The organism is Nonlabens antarcticus (assembly GCF_015356755.1).
Classification (GTDB): Bacteria; Bacteroidota; Bacteroidia; order Flavobacteriales; family Flavobacteriaceae; genus Nonlabens; species Nonlabens antarcticus.
This window is the reverse complement of sequence record NZ_JADFCO010000065.1, coordinates 406964-423383: the sequence shown is the minus strand read 5'-3', so window position 1 is coordinate 423383 and position 16420 is coordinate 406964. Positions and strand designations below refer to the sequence as shown.

Here is a 16420-nt window from a genome sequence, read left to right as displayed (position 1 = left end):
CTGATATGAAAGGTTTTAAACTTTTAGTCTTAGTCACGTTACTTTTAATAAGTGAGATTGTTTACGCACAAAACTTTCATCAAGGCGCATCCTTTTCAGGGCAGTCTATTGATTTGCAAACGTTTCAAGACTCTGACCTTACCACGCGCAAATACATTGCGACCAATGATGTGGATGGTGATCCATTTCTTTTTGCTACTTATGTTCCCGCCAAAGTTTATTCTAAAAGTAACCCTAAGCAACCTACTCTACTAGAATTAAACTACAACATCTATGCTGGCTCAATGAATATGAAATCCAGCAAAATAGATGAAGTGTTGCTTTTACCGAAGAGACCAGACCTTTTGATAGTTATGGAAGGGAGAACTTTTTTGTTTCTAGAGTTTGAAATGAGAGGCAAGAAGTCATCTTATGTAGAAATTATTGCGTCTTATGAAAATGGTGACATGTTAGCTTTATTGCGCACACAAGAGGTTAAACAATCGCTATCGATTAGTGAATCTAGTTATTCATCTCCCAGAAATCCTAGGATAAAAACAGAAGAGACTTTTATTTTTATTACCAATAAGGGTATCGCTATTGAGGTAAAAAACAATAATAAAAGAGTTAGTAAAGAGTTTTCAACTTCATTAAATAATAGATTGCAGGAGTATATAAAAATCAATAGCATTGAGTTTGAAAACGATCTGACAGGCCTAATAGCAACGACAAAATATTATTCTTCCATTCGTACAGATTAAGTTTAGATAGGCATACTCTTGCTATCAAAAGGTGAACTTATTGGTATGATTTATGAAGCTATTTTAGAAATTAAAAGAAATGAACGTACGTATTATTTTAGCAGTTGTTGTCAGCATCATTACATTTTCAATGAACGCACAGGATGGATTTGGATCTCGAATTGATGGAGCATCATTTGATATCAATAAGTTTCAAAATGTTCAAACTACTTTAAGGAATTCTAGTGAGCCTGAAAATATTGATGGAAGTCCATTCCTTTTTGAAAATTTAGTTCTTGCCAAAGTTTACTTTAGAAACACTGAGCAAAAGCCTACGTCAATATATATCAACTATAACATTTATGCAGATATGATGAAAATGTCTGAAGTCAAAGAAGAACAGGTAGGAAGCGATATAAAAATACTTCCTAGAACTTCTAATTTGGATATAGTTATTCAGGATAAAACGTTTAGATACATGGAGTTCAAAAACAATGGAAATATGATCCGAACTTATGTAGAGATTTTAAAAGAATTGGAAAATGAAGCCGTTTTGGTTCTAAATCGTACCATGGAGATCAAGCAACCACCAGGAGGTAATCGTTCCTCATATGGTGTAACGCGTAACCCTAAATTTGACGCTTCGCGTGAATTTTTTATTATCGACGATAACGGAATTGCAATATCTGTAGCAAATCATAAAAGAAAGGTTTACAAAAATATGATTGATTCAAAAGCAGATATGATTAAAGAATATATCAAGTCAAATAATATTGATTTTGATGATGACTATATTGGTCTTCAAAAAGTTGCGGTATATTATTCTAGTGTTAAATAAGCTCCTTATTCTATTTAATTTATTATATTAAAGCTTAATAAATTTAAAACTATAATTATTATGGCAATTTTAAAAGTAATAGAGATCTTAGCAAATAGTGAAAAAAGTTGGGAAGACGCAACTAGGAAAGCTGTAGAACACGCTGCCAAAAGTGTTAAGAACATTCGTTCCGTCTATATAAATGAGCAAAGTGCTCAAGTGAAGGACAACAACATAACTGAATTTAGAGTAAATGCTAAAATCACTTTTGAAGTTCACTAGACTTTAAGCAAACTTATTGAGCTTCTTTTAAATAAGAAGATTTATAAAAAGCGATATCTTAACGATATCGCTTTTTATGCAATAGCATGATCTCATCCAGTTGATATTGCTGTAAATAAGTATAAATCTATAGGTTGGGAAGTTTAGCAAAGTCAAAGGGAAGATACCGATAACAATTGTAGGGCTCCCTAAGCAAAATTCTCAAACCAAATAATTGTTAGGAGTAACAGCAGCCACTCGATCTAACTTCAAGATTGCTGAATATACCGCATCCCATATCTCCATCCATATTTAACCAAGTGATCAACATTATGAAGCGCAGCAATGAAAAGCCTCTCCATTTATCTTTGATATTTAATTCATTACTAGATTTGTAAAAAATTCTTATTTGCTTGCGAAACGCAATTTTAGTTGGAGAATCAGAATTTTTTCTTACCAGCAAAAGTTGTTTAAGTCTGTAGGCAAACCTATAACCTTGCTTTAATTCCATAATAGAGGGGAACCACCCTACCAGAATAATTTAAACCATATTATAGATGGATAATTATTTTGTAACTTTAAGAATGATTTTGTTTTTTTGGAATGTCTAAAAGGACTTGGCAAATATCTCCAAAATTGACCTAGCAGTTTATTCTAATATTTGGAAATACATCAAGTCGGTTTACGAAACATTCTAAAATTAATGAAAACATTATCAGGCATTCTGTGAATGCTAAAATCAATTTTCAACACCATTAGAATTTTAGCGCAAAAAATATCTTAACCAAAAAAGTCATGAAGAAATTACTTCTTGCCGTACTACTTTTAATTGTTCAATTTAGTTTTGCCCAAGAAGATGGTGGTGAAAAACTCCCTGATGTAGGTGGCTATTATGTCAATTTAAAGAGTGGAGATAAATTAGAAGGCAATCCATATCTTAATGATACACTGACCTACGGGATTGTATATCGCAATGGTGATCCTTTTGCAAATTATTATATGCGTTACAATGTGCTCAATGATCAAATTGAGTTTAGTTCCACCAGTGATGGTGTGGAGCTAGAGGCCATGCCTAATGATTTATCAATGGCTTATGAATTTAATGGTAGTAGGTTTCAATATTTTGACTTTTCAAATAAGATTAATGGCATTTTTGAGGTTTTAAATATATTTACCGACTCTGATTTTCTCATAAAAAAGCACATGAAGAGTATTTATAAACCTGACAAACAAGACGTTAATAGTTATTATTCAGGCCGAGATCCTAAGATTTCAACAAAAGCCAAATTCTATTATGTGGAAGATGGAAAAGCCATTGAAGTGGAAAATAATAAAAATAAGGTGACTAAAAATCTAGACAATTCTAATAAAAATGAATTAAAAAAGTTTATTAAAGAAAATGACCTTAATTTTGATGAAGATGGAATGGGTCTCGCTAAATTGCTAAAGTATTACAGCAGCATTAAATGATTAACCAGCCTTAAACTCTTTCAAGTAGAAAGGTTCATAATAAGCGATATCCTCTACAATATCGCTTTTTTTATAGGCTTCCATTGCTAGATCACACATGGTAAGCGCACTGGAAAGTGTATTAATATAAGTGTTGTTTTGATCTTTAAGCAAACCTTGAAATTTTGCTGCTCCACTACCTATGATAATTGAATTACCATCATCGAGATATTCTTGCATGGAGTTCGCGTTAAGCACTATAGCCTTTACACTTTCAATTTCTTCACCCTTTCTATACACAGCACTGTAAACTTCCATTCTTCTGGCATCAACCATTGGGATTACAATACCTTCTTGTGACGCTTGCAAGGATAATGATTGAAGGGTATCAATAGAAATGAGCGGAATTTCCAGTGCATAGCAAAGCCCTTTTGCACTCGCTACACCTATGCGCAATCCTGTATAAGAACCAGGCCCTTTACTAATAGCAATTGCATCTAAGTCAGCAGTAGTAAAGTTATTGCGTTCCAAGAGCATCTGAATATAAATATGGAGTAATTCACCATGACTATAAGAGTCATTCATATCTTCCAAGATATCCTGACAGTGTTGGATGCCAATTGAATTACTATAGCCCCCTTTTTCAGAGGCTAAAGCCACAGAGCAATTTGTCGAGGTGGTTTCAATGCAAAGAATGTAGCCCATATAATTGGATTATTCCTCTGTCTCTACTTTCACTTTTTTGGAGTTCACGGCTTTTCCTGATTTTAAAACATCCGTAACTGTTCTGTAAGGACCAGTGATGACCATTTCACCTGGCTCTAATCCTGAAGTAATGACAATGTTCTTATCATCTTGAATTCCAGTTTTTACTACTTTCAATTTAGCTTTACCATTTTTTTCAACAAAAACACACTCAAACTTCTCTGCAGTTGGAGAGCTGGTTTTTTTAGTTGTAGAACTAGTGGTGTCGTTTTTGACAACTATGGCGCTAATAGGCACTGCGATAGCTCCTTTACTTTGTTTAGTAATGATATCAACTGTCGCTGTCATTCCTGGCTTAAAAGGACTGTAGTTATTGGGTTTTCCTTCTGTTAAATCTTTGTAAGACTCTGGAAGAATTCTGATTTTTACTTTGAAGTTGGTTACTTGATCTGCCGTTAGTGTTCCTGTTGCTGTATTTGCGATTTCGGTTACCTGGCCTTCAAATTCTTTTTTCAAATAAGCATCTACTTCAACGATAGCTTTGTCACCTACATTGATCTTAACAATGTCATTCTCATTAACATCTACCTCTACTTCCATGGAAGAAAGATCTGCTACTCTCAATAGCTCTGTTCCTGCCATTTGCTGAGTTCCAACTACTCGCTCTCCTAATTCTACGGCGAGGAGCGAAACAGTACCCGTCATAGGGGCAAAAATACTTGTACGTCCCAAATTATCTGTAGCTTCATTCACACTTGCAGCAGCACTACGAACCCCAAAGTAGGCGGAACGCTCTGATGCTTTAGCGCGGTCATAATTAGCTGTAGCAGTATCAAAATCTGACTGTGAAATAACCCCTTGTTTAAATAGTTTAGAGCTTCTATCATAGTTAGCTTTTGCTTCCGCTAGAGTTGCTTGGGATTGCGCATAATTTGAGCGAGAATTTGACAATCCCGCCTGAGTTCTGCTCACACTAGATTCTAGTAAATCAGGATTTATCATTACTAATAGATCTCCCTTTTCAACGGGATCACCTTCCTTAATATCCAGCTTAATTATTTCTCCTGGAACCTCCGGAGAAATACTAACCTCTATTTCTGGTTTAATTTTACCAGTCGCAGAAACAGTTTCTGTAACATCAATTTTTTCAACTTGCATGGTTTCAACGACAACACCATCATCTCCAGAACCGAAAACACCAGCAATATTTAAAATCACATATCCGGCTATCAGTACTCCTATAACGATAAGAGCTATCAGTAATTTTCTGTTCATAATCTATAATTTGAGTTCATTAGGCTGGGCACCCTTAAACAATTCCAACACTTTGATTTTGAAAATATAATCGTACTTATTTCTTAACATCGTACTTTGAGCGTTTGTTAGCTGTGCCTGCGCTTGATTAAAATCAAAAGCATTAAGCAATCCCACGTCATATCGTGCTTGTGCATATTCAAAAGCTTGTTGACGGGCTTCCAGCGCCTTGGAAGAGCTCTCAAATGTAGCCTTTGCTCCTACAGCATCATTATAGGCTTGATAGATATTGCGTTCTAAATCTAGCTTTGCTTGACTCTCCAGCAATCTGCTATTTTCAACATTAATTTTACTCTTAGCAATATTATTACTAACGTTAAAACCGTTGAAAATGGGCACACGCAATTGTAGTCCATAAGAGATACCATCATTACGGTACAACTGCTCAAAAAATGGTCGCGGACTACCGATGCTTCCAGTAAAATTAGGAGCAACGACTGATTCTCCTGAACCCTCCACAACACCTATCTGTCTGGTAGGTTGATCTGGGTCTAAAAAAGAAGAGGTTCTTCCCTGATCTGATTCTCTTGTATTATAATTCAAAAATGCATCTAGAGTAGGAAGGATCGCTGCTCTAGCTATCTTCAAATCCTTTTCTGCAATGGCGGTATTCTGCTCAGCAATTTTGACTTCGTATCTTTCTTCTTGTGCCGCTTGATAAATCGCATTCACTCCCTCATCAATAATAAATCCATTAGGATCCGTTAGATCTGGATCAACTACATCAAAGTTTTCATATTCTTTTAGGTTCAAAATTTGAGCTAAGGTGATGCGTGAAATAAGAATCGAGTTTTTAGCAGCAATAATTCTTTGCTCCTCATCGGCAAAAGTAGCTTGGATTTCAAGTAAATCTCCGCGCGGTAAACTTCCTGCCTCCACTAATTGCTCCGTACGTTCAATTTGCTCCGTAGAAATTTGATGCTGAATCTCTAATTGTTTTAAATTTTCCTTATTAAAAAGTACGTTCAAATAAGAGTTTGATACATTTAAAAGGATGTTATCTTCCAGTTGCTCTGCATCGTATTGGCTTGCTAGAATATTCATTTTAGCACGCTGCAAACGGTACAAGTTAGCGAGTCCATCAAATAACGTCACTCCCGCCGTCACGTTGTAACTAGAGTTCCTAGTCACTTGCGTCTGTAAAACACCGGTAGTAATATTTTGTGTAAGACCGGTATTCCATGAGTTATTTACAGATCCATTCAACGTCGGAAGAAAATTTCCTATGGCGCCTCGTTTATCAATTTTAACAGTCTCGATGTTCAAGTCTGCTTGTTTGATGCTGATGTTATTTTCAATTGCGTATTGAATACACTCTTGTAGTGTCCATACTCTTTGTGTTTGCGCTTTCGCGAAAGCGAAACATCCTAGAACCGCAATGCATGTAATTAAATTCTTCATATCGTGATAATGTCTATAGGTAGATGTGTTGAACGAATTGTTACAGTTTTTTTTCTAACCTCCGTAATTTCCAGCAACGATAGGCGCTTTAAGAGCATTCCAAACCTTGATTTTGTCTGTTTTGGAGACTCCCTTCTTAATCTCTACAAAAATCCCGTTACTTAAACCCAGCTCTACATCCCGTCGCTGGAATTCTTGATCACCCGTTTCAACTTCTACAAATGGTTTTTTTGTGTCTTTATCGTATTGTACTAACGCTTCTTTAATGGCAAGTACATCTGTCGCTTTATCAAGAATGATACTTGCATTTGCACTAAGTCCAGCGCGTACAAATGAATTATTATCTGTTACAGCAAGTGTTCCCTTAATCTCAAACTGAATAGCTCCATTTTCTGCAACACCTTTAGGCGCTATATAATCTAGAATTGCATTGAATTTTTTATTATCGTAAGCACCTACGGTAATCTCTAAGGGTAGACCTTCTTTTATCTTACCAACCTCACTCTCATCAACTTTCCCTTCAAAAATCATTTTATTGACATCAGCAAGCAGCACTATTGAAGTTCCCTCGTTAAAGTTATTTGATTCAATAACCTGATTACCTTCCTTTACGGGAACATCTAGAATCATTCCAGCAACTGTAGCGCGAACGCTTGTGTTTGCATACTGGCCCAGGCCTGCGGTAGTTCCAGTACGTATAATATCATAGTTTTGACTGGCTCCACTTAAAGAAACCTTTTCCTGACGGTAGCGTTGTTGAGCGTTGTTATAGTTATTTTGAGCTAGGTCAAAATCGTTTGCTGCAATAACGCCTTTATCAAAAAGTTCTTTCTGTCTATTGTAAATTCCTGTTTGATTATCCAGAGCAAGCTTTGCTGTCTGGACGGCAGTTTGCTGCGAAGCGATGCTATTTTTAGCACTGGTCAATGAACTAACATTAGGCACTACTTTAATGTCTGCAATCAGATCTCCAGCTTCCACATAATCACCAGCCTGAACATGAATCTTCTCTATAACTCCAGATATGTTAGGCTTGATATTCACTTCTTCCTTAGGAACGATGCTTCCAGTAGCCACCGTTTCTTTAACGATAGTCTGCATTTCAGCCATCTCAGTAGCATAGGTTTCTGGATCTTCTAAATCCTTTACCACGATGTACCAGATTCCCGCGACGGAAAGGATCACAATTACTGCAAGCAAGATGATAGTGCCTCTTCTTTTCATTTTCTATAGTTCTTTAATTCGTTTTTTTTACTCTGTTCGCAATGCGTCAACCGGTTTCATGGTGGTGGCTCTGGAAGCGGGAATAAATCCAGCTAACAATCCAGCAACAATCAGTACCAGCAGCGCGATGATTACTACCTTAATATCTACAGTGGGATTTGCAAAATTTGATACGGGCCCAATGGATTCCAGTATTACATTCATTACATAAATCATTCCTGCAGAAAACGCGATTCCCGCAAGCCCTGCCAGTAAGGTCAATACAATACTTTCTTGTAAGATTTGTGCTTTAATGTCCCATGGGGTTGCACCTAGGGCACGTCGTACCCCTATCTCGTTAGTTCTTTCTTTTACAACAATAAGCATGATATTGCTAATTCCTATACCGCCCGAAAGCAAGATCAATCCTCCCACAAAATATCCTACAAATGCCATGATGTCAAAAAGACCGGTAATTTTTGCAAATTGTTCTGCAATATCTCGGTTTCCCAGGGCTCGCTCATCATTAGGATGCACAGATCTCAATTCTTTTAATAAGCCTAATATCTGGGGTTTAAGTTCTGTTATACTGACATCATCATTTGCTGTTATGGCCATATACCCTATACTGTCTCCCTGATTGAATGCTTTTGAAAATGTTGTGAATGGGATGTAGATCGTATTAGCTTCTTCCTCACTATCGCCAGAGCTATTTGGGTTCTGAAAAACACCTACGACTTTAAAATTGACACCATTAATAGTGATGTATGATCCTATAGGTTCTTCTACAACGTCATAAAGGGTTTTTACAACATCAACGCCTATAACGGCAGTTTTCAAATCGTTATCAATATCTGAATAGCTTAGAAAACGACCTTCTAAAATATCCATGGGCTGCTGGTTGATAAACTCAGGATAATCTCCATTGACCTGAAAGGCACCGGTTCTTTCGTTTCTTGTAACATTATTACCACCTCGATAACCACCTAAACGAGAACGAGGAGAAACGTACTTCAAATCTGGAAACTTTCTCTTCAATGCCTCAACGTCTGTAATCTTTAAATCAAAACGTCTCCCTTTAGCAAATCCTTTATAAGCAATTGAAGTAGATTGTGACCATAAAAACATGGAGTTGGTTGCAAAGTCTCCAAAATCTTTACTCACTCCTGCACGCAATCCATTAGTTAATGCCAGCAGTAAAACCAAAATGAAAATCCCCCAAAAAACACCAAAAGCCGTCAAAAACGTTCTGAATCGGTTAGCATTCAGCGCTTCTAATATTTCATTCCATCTGTCCTTACTAAACATATTATTCGTCTCTTAAAGCTTCAATTGGTTTTATGTGTGCGGCACGCCTTGCGGGAATAAACCCAGCAAATGCACCTGCAACTATCAGAATAAGTAATGTTGTTAAAGAGGTTGCAAGATCTGCTTTAGGATATCTCAAAAAATCAGTCTCCACTAATGGACTCAAGGCCTCCAGCACAAAAACACCAGCTAGCAGTCCTATCAGTCCAGAAATTGCTGTAATAAAAATAGCCTCTTGAAGAATCATTCCCGTAATCTGGGAAGGTAGAGCTCCCAACGCTTTACGAATCCCTATTTCCTTAGTTCTCTCCTTAACAATAATCAACATAATGTTGCTTACTCCTACTATTCCAGCAATGATGGTACCGATACCTATGAACCAAAATACGTAACGTATAGTGTCAATCAAACCATAGATCTTCTTTGCTTCTTCTAGGGTGTTATCTACATTCACAGCCGATCTGTCATCTGGAGCGACGGTAAATCTATTGCGCAGATCTTGATTGATCGCTTCTGACATAGCAGTACTGGTAGCAACAGCCTCATCAAAATCTTCACTCATTTTTACCGTATAGGAAATACTACGAATATCCTGTCCTGCGTTAAAAACTTGTTGCGCAGTCGTCAATGGAATAAACAATCTGCTTTCTTCACGGCTCCCACCGGGATCTGTATAGACACCTACCACCTGAAAATTGACGTTATTATTAAGCATGATCATCTTACCGATAGGATCCTCATCCTTGAACAAATCCATTTTCATTTGCTGTCCAATAATGGCAACTTTATTCTTTTGAAGTAAATCTGCCTGATTTAAAAACCTACCAGAAACCATGCTTTGGTTCTCGATAAATTGCTGGTCTGCGTTTGCACCTTCTATGCGGTAACTTCCTTGTTGCGTTTTATAATTCACCTGACCTCCCCATGTAGAATAAGTAGCCGTTTTATATTCTATGTTCTCCTCAAATTTTTGATTGAGGTTATCATAATCACCATTGCGCAATTGTAGTCTGCGACCAGGATTTAATCCTTGATAACCTTTAGTAGTAATTCCAGTACGAATGGAGATTTTGTTTGTTGCATCACTTTCAAATTGTGAACTAACGCCATTTTCAATACCGTTAGAAAAACCCATAAGAATTACTAGGATGAAAATCCCTAAGAATACAGAAAAAGCAGTCAAGAACGTGCGCAGCTTGTTCTTACGCATAGTTTCAAAAATCTCCTGCCAACTCTCAACGTTAAACATTACTGAGCGCTTTTACCTGATTAACTAGAGTATCGTCAATAATTCGACCGTCTTTAAGATTTACAATACGCTTGGTCATTTGAGCGATATCAGGCTCGTGAGTTACGACTAGAATTGTTCTTCCTTCGTCATTAATTCCTTGGATCAAGTCCATAACCTCATAAGAGGTTTTAGTATCTAATGCTCCTGTAGGCTCATCTGCAAGAAGTACCTTCGGGTCGCTGGCAAGTGCTCTAGCTATGGCTACCCGCTGTTTTTGTCCACCAGAAAGCTGGTTGGGTAAATGCTCTGCCCAGTCGGCAAGACCTACCTTTTCTAGATAATGCATGGCACGTTCTTCTCGCTCTTTTCTTGGAAGTTTTTGATAATATAGAGGCAACGCCACGTTATCCATGGCATTTTTATAATTGATCAGGTTAAAGGATTGGAAAATGAAACCTAGAAATTTATTGCGGTATTGCGCCGCAATCTTTTCATTTAAGTTTTTTATGGGAGTTCCATCCAGCGTGTAACTACCTTCATCTGCCTCGTCTAGCATCCCTAGGATATTGAGCAATGTAGATTTTCCAGAACCAGAAGATCCCATAATAGAAACCAGTTCTCCTTCTTTCACATTAAAGTTGATTCCCTTTAAAACGTGAAGAGAATTGTTTCCTGTTTTATAGGATTTGTGAAGATCTTTAATTTCAATCATTTGCAAAATATTCTAAGCATTTAAAAGCCTGCTGACTAGACCTTAAAAAAAGAGAATAGTTACATTTCCTTTGTTAATAAAGAGTTAATTCGAACTCTTCTTTTGAGTACCTCGGTAGATCATATAAATAATACCTCCTACCAGTAGGTATGGAAATATCATTAAGTAGGTGATTCCGCTGTTTAAACCTTCAGCTTCGGCAGTACTTCCACCACTCTCAATGACGGCTCGACACATGGCGCATTGCGCTTTCGCGAAAGCGGAAAACAACACAAATACAATAAAAATTAATCCTTTTTTCATAAGATATTAGTAGTAAGGATACATGAAAACATACACCGCAACCCCAGTAAATGCTACGTATAACCAAATAGGGAATGTCCAGCGAGCAATTTTTTTATGGCGGTCAAACCTCTTGTTCCATGCGAAATACATAGTATATAAAACAAGTGGCAAAATAATTCCTGACAATATGATGTGTGTAATTAAAATGAATAAATACAACCATCGCAAGGGCGCATCTGCCGGATAAGAAATAGGTTCATTGCTGATCTTTGATATCACATAGCTTACCAAAAAAATAGCGCTCAATACAAACGCTGTAGTCATGACCGCTCGATGAGCATTGCGGTTTCCAGATTTAATTAAAGAAAAACCGGTGATTAATAAAAGAGCTGTGCTGCCGTTCAATATGGCATGGAACAAAGGAAATAATCCGGACTCTACTCCCAGGAAATTGTAGCGCTCTGGCATCAGCATTAAAAACACCACAACTAATGGGACAATGATAGAAATAGCAATAATGATGGCTGGACCTCTTTTTTCTAACATTTTATTTGTTCAATAGGGTTTCAGCATCTTCTGTGATTTCCTTCAACATAGCTGGAAAACCATTTTCATCGATACCGGCATAAAATAAAATCCAGTTACCATAAGCATCTTTACGAGAACGTATATACCCTTCCCTATCAATTAATGCAAAATTACCGCTATGCTCAAATCGCACTGCCGGATTATCACTCTCTCCTACATAGGATTTGAAACCTTCAAGAGCAAGTTTATAAGTATCTACTTTATTGCCGGTAAGAAATTGCCAATCGCTGGCCGGCTTATCAAATTTAGCCGCATAATCTTTTAGTACAGCTGGTGTATCATTATCTGGATCAATACTAATTGAAACAGATACGTAATCATCATATTTAGAGAGGCTTTCTGTAACCTTATCAAGGTTGCGGCTCATAGGAGTGCAAATAGTAGGGCAAGTGGTAAAGAAGAAATCCACTATATATACTTTACCTAGCAAGTCTGTGTTTGTAATAGTATCTCCATTTTGGTTTACAAATTGAAAATCAGGTACTTTATTAAACTTCTTTAAAAACTTATCAGCCACTGGAGCGCGATCGTCACTGCGATTGCTATCAACTACAGCATCATTCTGCACATAGCTAATTACATTAGTCACGGCAAAGTAACCGAATAACAAAATGATGATACCAAGTCCTATGTAATACGGCGTGTCGCTTTTTTTACTCATCGTTTTTAATTTGTTCGTCCCGGTTTTTTTTGAAAGCAAATCGATATTCTGCAAGAAGTACTCGCATGTCATCAATCATCTTTTTTTGTAATGTAGCTATGGAGCTTGTGTCATAACCATAAACCGCCACATCTTCATCATCTTCTGGTCTACCACGCAACGCTTTATTTTTATCTGTTATAAAGGCATAATCTGATGAGAGATCTGCATTTATAGGCAAGCCGGAGTTAAGTGACTGGAAAAAACTATTAATTTCTTCATCGCTGGCTGTTATGAAATGCCAGTCTTCAATATCTGTGGTTTCCTGCATCTGAAACAAGATTTCAGAAATATCCTTAACCCCAGATTTGGGGATAATACTGATCATTTGGAAGGTCTCAAATTCATGGAACTCCTTATAGATCTTTTCATTGATGTTTGAAACGTAACCCAGTCGGGAATAAGGCTGGTTGCCTAAGAAAGTTATAACACTAACACTATCTTTAAGCTGCACGGAAGAGCCGTCTAAAGCCACAAATCCATCTAAGGTTCCTATCTGCTCCCGCATAACAGGCAGTGTATCAAAATGATGTTTTCCCTGAAGAAAGAAGAGGTAAGCAACTAATGGCAAAGCAAAGAGAACTACTAAAACCAAGTATTTCGCAATCGGATTTACCTTTTTTATCTCGTATGTTTCCTTAGCTTTTGACATGATATGGTATAAAAAAGGACGGCATAACCGTCCTTAATATGTTTATAATTAGTGTCCTTTAAAAGTCAGAACTTACAGCGGCGTTTTTGTAAATCTCATAAATATAGTCTCCCTCTACTAAAAGAAGTGCGATCAGATAAATGATTAAGAAAACTGCTGTCCACACTACGGCTCTGCGCAAGCCGCTTACTTCATCTCTCATGTGCATAAAGTCCCATGTAATGTAATAAGCCTTAACGAGTGTAAGGATAATAAAGATCCAGTTTAAATACTTTAAAGCCAAGAAGTGACCGTTCAAAAAATCAGGTTTAATATATCCTAGAGCGACCTCAACACAAGTCACTAATGAAAGAAATATTAAAACTCCCCAAATCTTCTGTACGTTATTTTTGAACTTCAATCTGCCTCTGAAAATCGCAAGATTGTGTTCTTTATGTTCTGCCTGTGCGTGATCTGCCATTTTAATGTCTTAAATAATTATACGAGGTAAAAGAAAGTAAATACAAATACCCAAACGAGGTCTACAAAGTGCCAGTACAACCCGACCTTTTCTACCATTTCATAACTGCCTCGTCTTTCATAGGTTCCCAGCAATACGTTGAAAAACACTATTAAGTTAAAGATGATACCAGAAAATACGTGGAATCCGTGGAAACCTGTAATGAAGAAAAAGAAGTCAGCAAATAAAGGAACTCCATATTCATTTTCTGTCAAGTTAGCTCCTTCAACAACCTTAACTGCTTGATTTTCTAATTTGAAAGCAGACTCTTCTCTAGAAAGAATCGTTTTTTCAGACGCACCAGTTTCCTCATTAACAATAAGATGTTGTGTGCGAATTAATAAATCTGGACGAGTTGCAAAACCTGCGCGCACTTCTTCTATGGTATAGGTAGTTCCTAAGTCGCCTGAGGACTCGTACCATATTCCTTGATTATCGCCGTATGCCTGCACATCCCTAGGACCTACATTCACAAATTCCTCTAATGCTACACGATCTCCATTTGTATCAACAAATTGAAGAATATTTCCTCCTGTCGTTTGAACGGCACCATACTCTCCAGCGATAAAGTTTTTCCACTCCCAGGCCTGAGATCCTACAAAGATTAAACCTCCTATAATGGTTAATAAAAGATAGAAAGAAACTTTTTTTCTATTCATATGATGTCCAGCATCCACGGCGAGAACCATGGTTACTGAAGAACCTATCAAGACAAAAGTCATTAACGCCACATAGAACATGGGAGCATCAACACCGTGCATGAATGGGAAGTGATTAAACACCTCATCAGCAAGAGGCCATTCCTCAATGAATTTAAATCTAGAAAAACCATAGGCAGCTAGAAAACCAGTAAATGTTAGTGCATCAGAAAGGATGAAAAACCACATCATCAATTTCCCGTAACTTGCACCGAGTGGGCTTTTACCACCACCCCACATTTGGCCTTCTGTACCAGTAGCAGCTACTGTCGTCTCCATAACTTGATATTAGTTGTAATAAGTGGCAAAAATAGGCTAAAAAATATCTTTGGCAAAAACTAAAAACAATAGTAAATAAATCCAAAGCACATCCACAAAGTGCCAGAATATAGATCCTAGTTCAAAACCTAGTAGATTTTCTTTAGAATACTTACCTCTTAAAGTTTGTATCGTCATAACTAAGAGTGCAATTAGCCCAGCAACAATGTGTGCAAGGTGCGCAGCCACAATTACATAGATAAATGAAGCGTTAACATTACTCGCCGCACCTGTAAATCGATAGCCCATGTTTATGATGCTATCAAAACCCATAAATTGCATAACAACAAATGTAGTCCCGAGAACAAAAGTTACCACGGTAAAAATCATTGCAGCTTTTTTATCACCTTTTTTTATGAGGTTTTTTGCCATCCACAACGTTAAACTGCTTAATAGGATGACACCTGTACTATAGAAAAACTCTGAAGGCAACTCTATATCTACCCAGTCTCTTCTACTACTACTTACTACATAAGCACTTGTTAATCCCGCAAACATCATTACAAGACTCGCGATCGCAAACCACATCATCTGTTTTTTAGCTTTCGCAATCTTTTCAGGGATCGGTAATTCAGTCATGTCTGTCATTATCTTAAAAATTTATCTACTACGTAGATGATCTGTATCAAGGTTATATAGCTCACACTTACCAGCATGAGCTTTCTCGCGACCGCATTAGTTCTTTCCCTAAATAATTTAACGGAATAGTAAAGGAACCAAAGGCCCAGTAATAATACTAGCGCGGCACTCCATAAAGTCATGTATAAAGAACCCGTAACCCCAAATGCAGGAATCAGCGAGATCGCAATCGTCCATATCGTGTAAAGAACAATTTGAATTGCCGTTCCACGATCTGCAGATCCCGTAGGCAACATTTTAAAACCACCTGCTTTGTAGTCGCTTTCCAGCATCCATCCTATCGCCCAAAAGTGAGGAAATTGCCAAAAGAACTGTAACATAAATAATGTTCCCGGCTCAATCCCAAAACTACCGCTCGCAGCAACCCAGCCTAACATATAAGGAATAGCACCGGGAAAAGCTCCCACAAACACGCACAATGGCGTTTTGGTCTTTAACGGCGTATAAACCGCCGCGTATAATACGATACTAAGAGCTCCAAAAAGCGCCGTGGGAATATTGATTAGATACAACAAATAGACACCGGTCAAAGCCATGGCAAATCCATAGATCCACGCATAATTAACAGCAATACGACCCATAGGAATCGCACGGTTCATCGTACGTTTCATAAGCGCATCACGATCACGTTCAATTATTTGATTGAAAACGTTAGAGGAACCTACCAGAAAATAGCCGCCAACACAAAGAAGAAGCACCGTAAACCAATCGTAGGTTTCCGCTCCTAAAAAGTAACCAGCAATGGATGAAAAAACAACCACAATCGATAGACGTGGCTTTGTGATCTCCACATAATTTGCCAGCATTCCAGGTGTTTTTTCTATAGCTTGAGCGTCACTCAAAAGGATCGTTTTTAAGGGTTTGCAAAGATACCCCACAACAGCTTTGTAGCAAAGCAAAAGCACTCCTTTCAAGTAATAC

General features: G+C 37.4%; 19 protein-coding genes. 4 read left to right on the top strand and 15 right to left on the bottom strand.

Features of this window, described 5'->3' with window-relative positions:
• Nucleotides 1-5 precede the first annotated feature (5 nt).
• The 4 genes from IQ282_RS10045 (at nt 6) to IQ282_RS10030 (ending at nt 3267) form a co-directional block, all read left to right on the top strand.
• Nucleotides 6-740 (top strand): hypothetical protein, encoded by a 735-nt coding sequence (locus IQ282_RS10045; RefSeq protein ID WP_194851729.1) that lies wholly within the window; start codon nt 6-8, stop codon nt 738-740.
• 79 nt (nt 741-819) lie between these two features.
• Nucleotides 820-1557 carry a hypothetical protein gene (locus tag IQ282_RS10040; protein ID WP_194851728.1) on the top strand — a complete coding sequence of 246 codons (738 nt, stop codon included), beginning with the start codon at nt 820-822 and terminating at the stop codon, nt 1555-1557.
• A 60-nt stretch (nt 1558-1617) separates the two neighbouring features.
• Nucleotides 1618-1818, top strand: coding sequence for a dodecin family protein (locus IQ282_RS10035; protein ID WP_194851727.1), 201 nt, complete (start codon nt 1618-1620; stop codon nt 1816-1818).
• Between the two features lie 774 nt (nt 1819-2592).
• Nucleotides 2593-3267: a hypothetical protein gene (locus IQ282_RS10030; RefSeq protein WP_194851726.1), complete on the top strand. Its 675-nt coding sequence runs from the start codon at nt 2593-2595 to the stop codon at nt 3265-3267.
• Here the strand turns inward: IQ282_RS10030 and tsaB are convergent, their stop codons facing one another.
• The 15 genes from tsaB to cyoE all read right to left on the bottom strand — a co-directional run bounded on the left by tsaB (nt 3268) and on the right by cyoE (nt 16341).
• Entirely contained in the window at nt 3268-3951 is a 684-nt protein-coding gene (gene tsaB, locus IQ282_RS10025) for a tRNA (adenosine(37)-N6)-threonylcarbamoyltransferase complex dimerization subunit type 1 TsaB (protein ID WP_194851725.1), read from the bottom strand. It lies immediately after the preceding gene.
• A 9-nt stretch (nt 3952-3960) separates the two neighbouring features.
• The gene (locus tag IQ282_RS10020) at nt 3961-5226 is read right to left on the bottom strand and encodes an efflux RND transporter periplasmic adaptor subunit (protein WP_194851724.1); all 1266 of its coding nucleotides are present in this window, start codon (nt 5224-5226) and stop codon (nt 3961-3963) included.
• 3 nt (nt 5227-5229) lie between these two features.
• Nucleotides 5230-6666: a TolC family protein gene (locus IQ282_RS10015; protein WP_194851723.1), complete on the bottom strand. Its 1437-nt coding sequence runs from the start codon at nt 6664-6666 to the stop codon at nt 5230-5232.
• 54 nt (nt 6667-6720) lie between these two features.
• On the bottom strand, nt 6721-7890 hold the full coding sequence (locus tag IQ282_RS10010; RefSeq protein WP_194851722.1) for an efflux RND transporter periplasmic adaptor subunit: 1170 nt from the start codon (nt 7888-7890) through the stop codon (nt 6721-6723).
• Between the two features lie 27 nt (nt 7891-7917).
• Nucleotides 7918-9177, bottom strand: coding sequence for an ABC transporter permease (locus IQ282_RS10005; RefSeq protein ID WP_194851721.1), 1260 nt, complete (start codon nt 9175-9177; stop codon nt 7918-7920).
• 1 nt (nt 9178) lies between these two features.
• On the bottom strand, nt 9179-10426 hold the full coding sequence (locus tag IQ282_RS10000; protein WP_194851720.1) for an ABC transporter permease: 1248 nt from the start codon (nt 10424-10426) through the stop codon (nt 9179-9181).
• Nucleotides 10419-11120, bottom strand: a complete 702-nt coding sequence (locus IQ282_RS09995; protein ID WP_194851719.1) for an ABC transporter ATP-binding protein — start codon at nt 11118-11120, stop codon at nt 10419-10421. The genes IQ282_RS10000 and IQ282_RS09995 overlap by 8 nt, the downstream gene beginning before the upstream one ends.
• Nucleotides 11121-11204: 84 nt before the next feature.
• On the bottom strand, nt 11205-11423 hold the full coding sequence (locus tag IQ282_RS09990) for a hypothetical protein (protein WP_194851718.1): 219 nt from the start codon (nt 11421-11423) through the stop codon (nt 11205-11207).
• Between the two features lie 6 nt (nt 11424-11429).
• Nucleotides 11430-11951, bottom strand: coding sequence for a DUF420 domain-containing protein (locus IQ282_RS09985; RefSeq protein ID WP_194851717.1), 522 nt, complete (start codon nt 11949-11951; stop codon nt 11430-11432).
• Between the two features lies 1 nt (nt 11952).
• Nucleotides 11953-12654 (bottom strand): SCO family protein, encoded by a 702-nt coding sequence (locus tag IQ282_RS09980; RefSeq protein ID WP_194851716.1) that lies wholly within the window; start codon nt 12652-12654, stop codon nt 11953-11955.
• The gene (locus IQ282_RS09975; RefSeq protein ID WP_194851715.1) at nt 12647-13345 is read right to left on the bottom strand and encodes a membrane or secreted protein; all 699 of its coding nucleotides are present in this window, start codon (nt 13343-13345) and stop codon (nt 12647-12649) included. The genes IQ282_RS09980 and IQ282_RS09975 overlap by 8 nt, the downstream gene beginning before the upstream one ends.
• Before the next feature lie 58 nt (nt 13346-13403).
• A complete protein-coding gene (locus IQ282_RS09970; RefSeq protein ID WP_194851714.1) occupies nt 13404-13805 on the bottom strand; it encodes a cytochrome C oxidase subunit IV family protein in 402 nt (133 codons plus the stop codon).
• Between the two features lie 17 nt (nt 13806-13822).
• A complete protein-coding gene (locus tag IQ282_RS09965; protein WP_194851713.1) occupies nt 13823-14821 on the bottom strand; it encodes a cytochrome c oxidase subunit 3 in 999 nt (332 codons plus the stop codon).
• A 36-nt stretch (nt 14822-14857) separates the two neighbouring features.
• Nucleotides 14858-15448, bottom strand: a complete 591-nt coding sequence (locus IQ282_RS09960) for a cytochrome c oxidase subunit 3 (RefSeq protein ID WP_228547285.1) — start codon at nt 15446-15448, stop codon at nt 14858-14860.
• On the bottom strand, nt 15448-16341 hold the full coding sequence (cyoE, locus tag IQ282_RS09955) for a heme o synthase (protein WP_394355201.1): 894 nt from the start codon (nt 16339-16341) through the stop codon (nt 15448-15450). Before cyoE ends, IQ282_RS09960 begins: the two co-directional genes overlap by 1 nt.
• Nucleotides 16342-16420 lie beyond the last annotated feature (79 nt).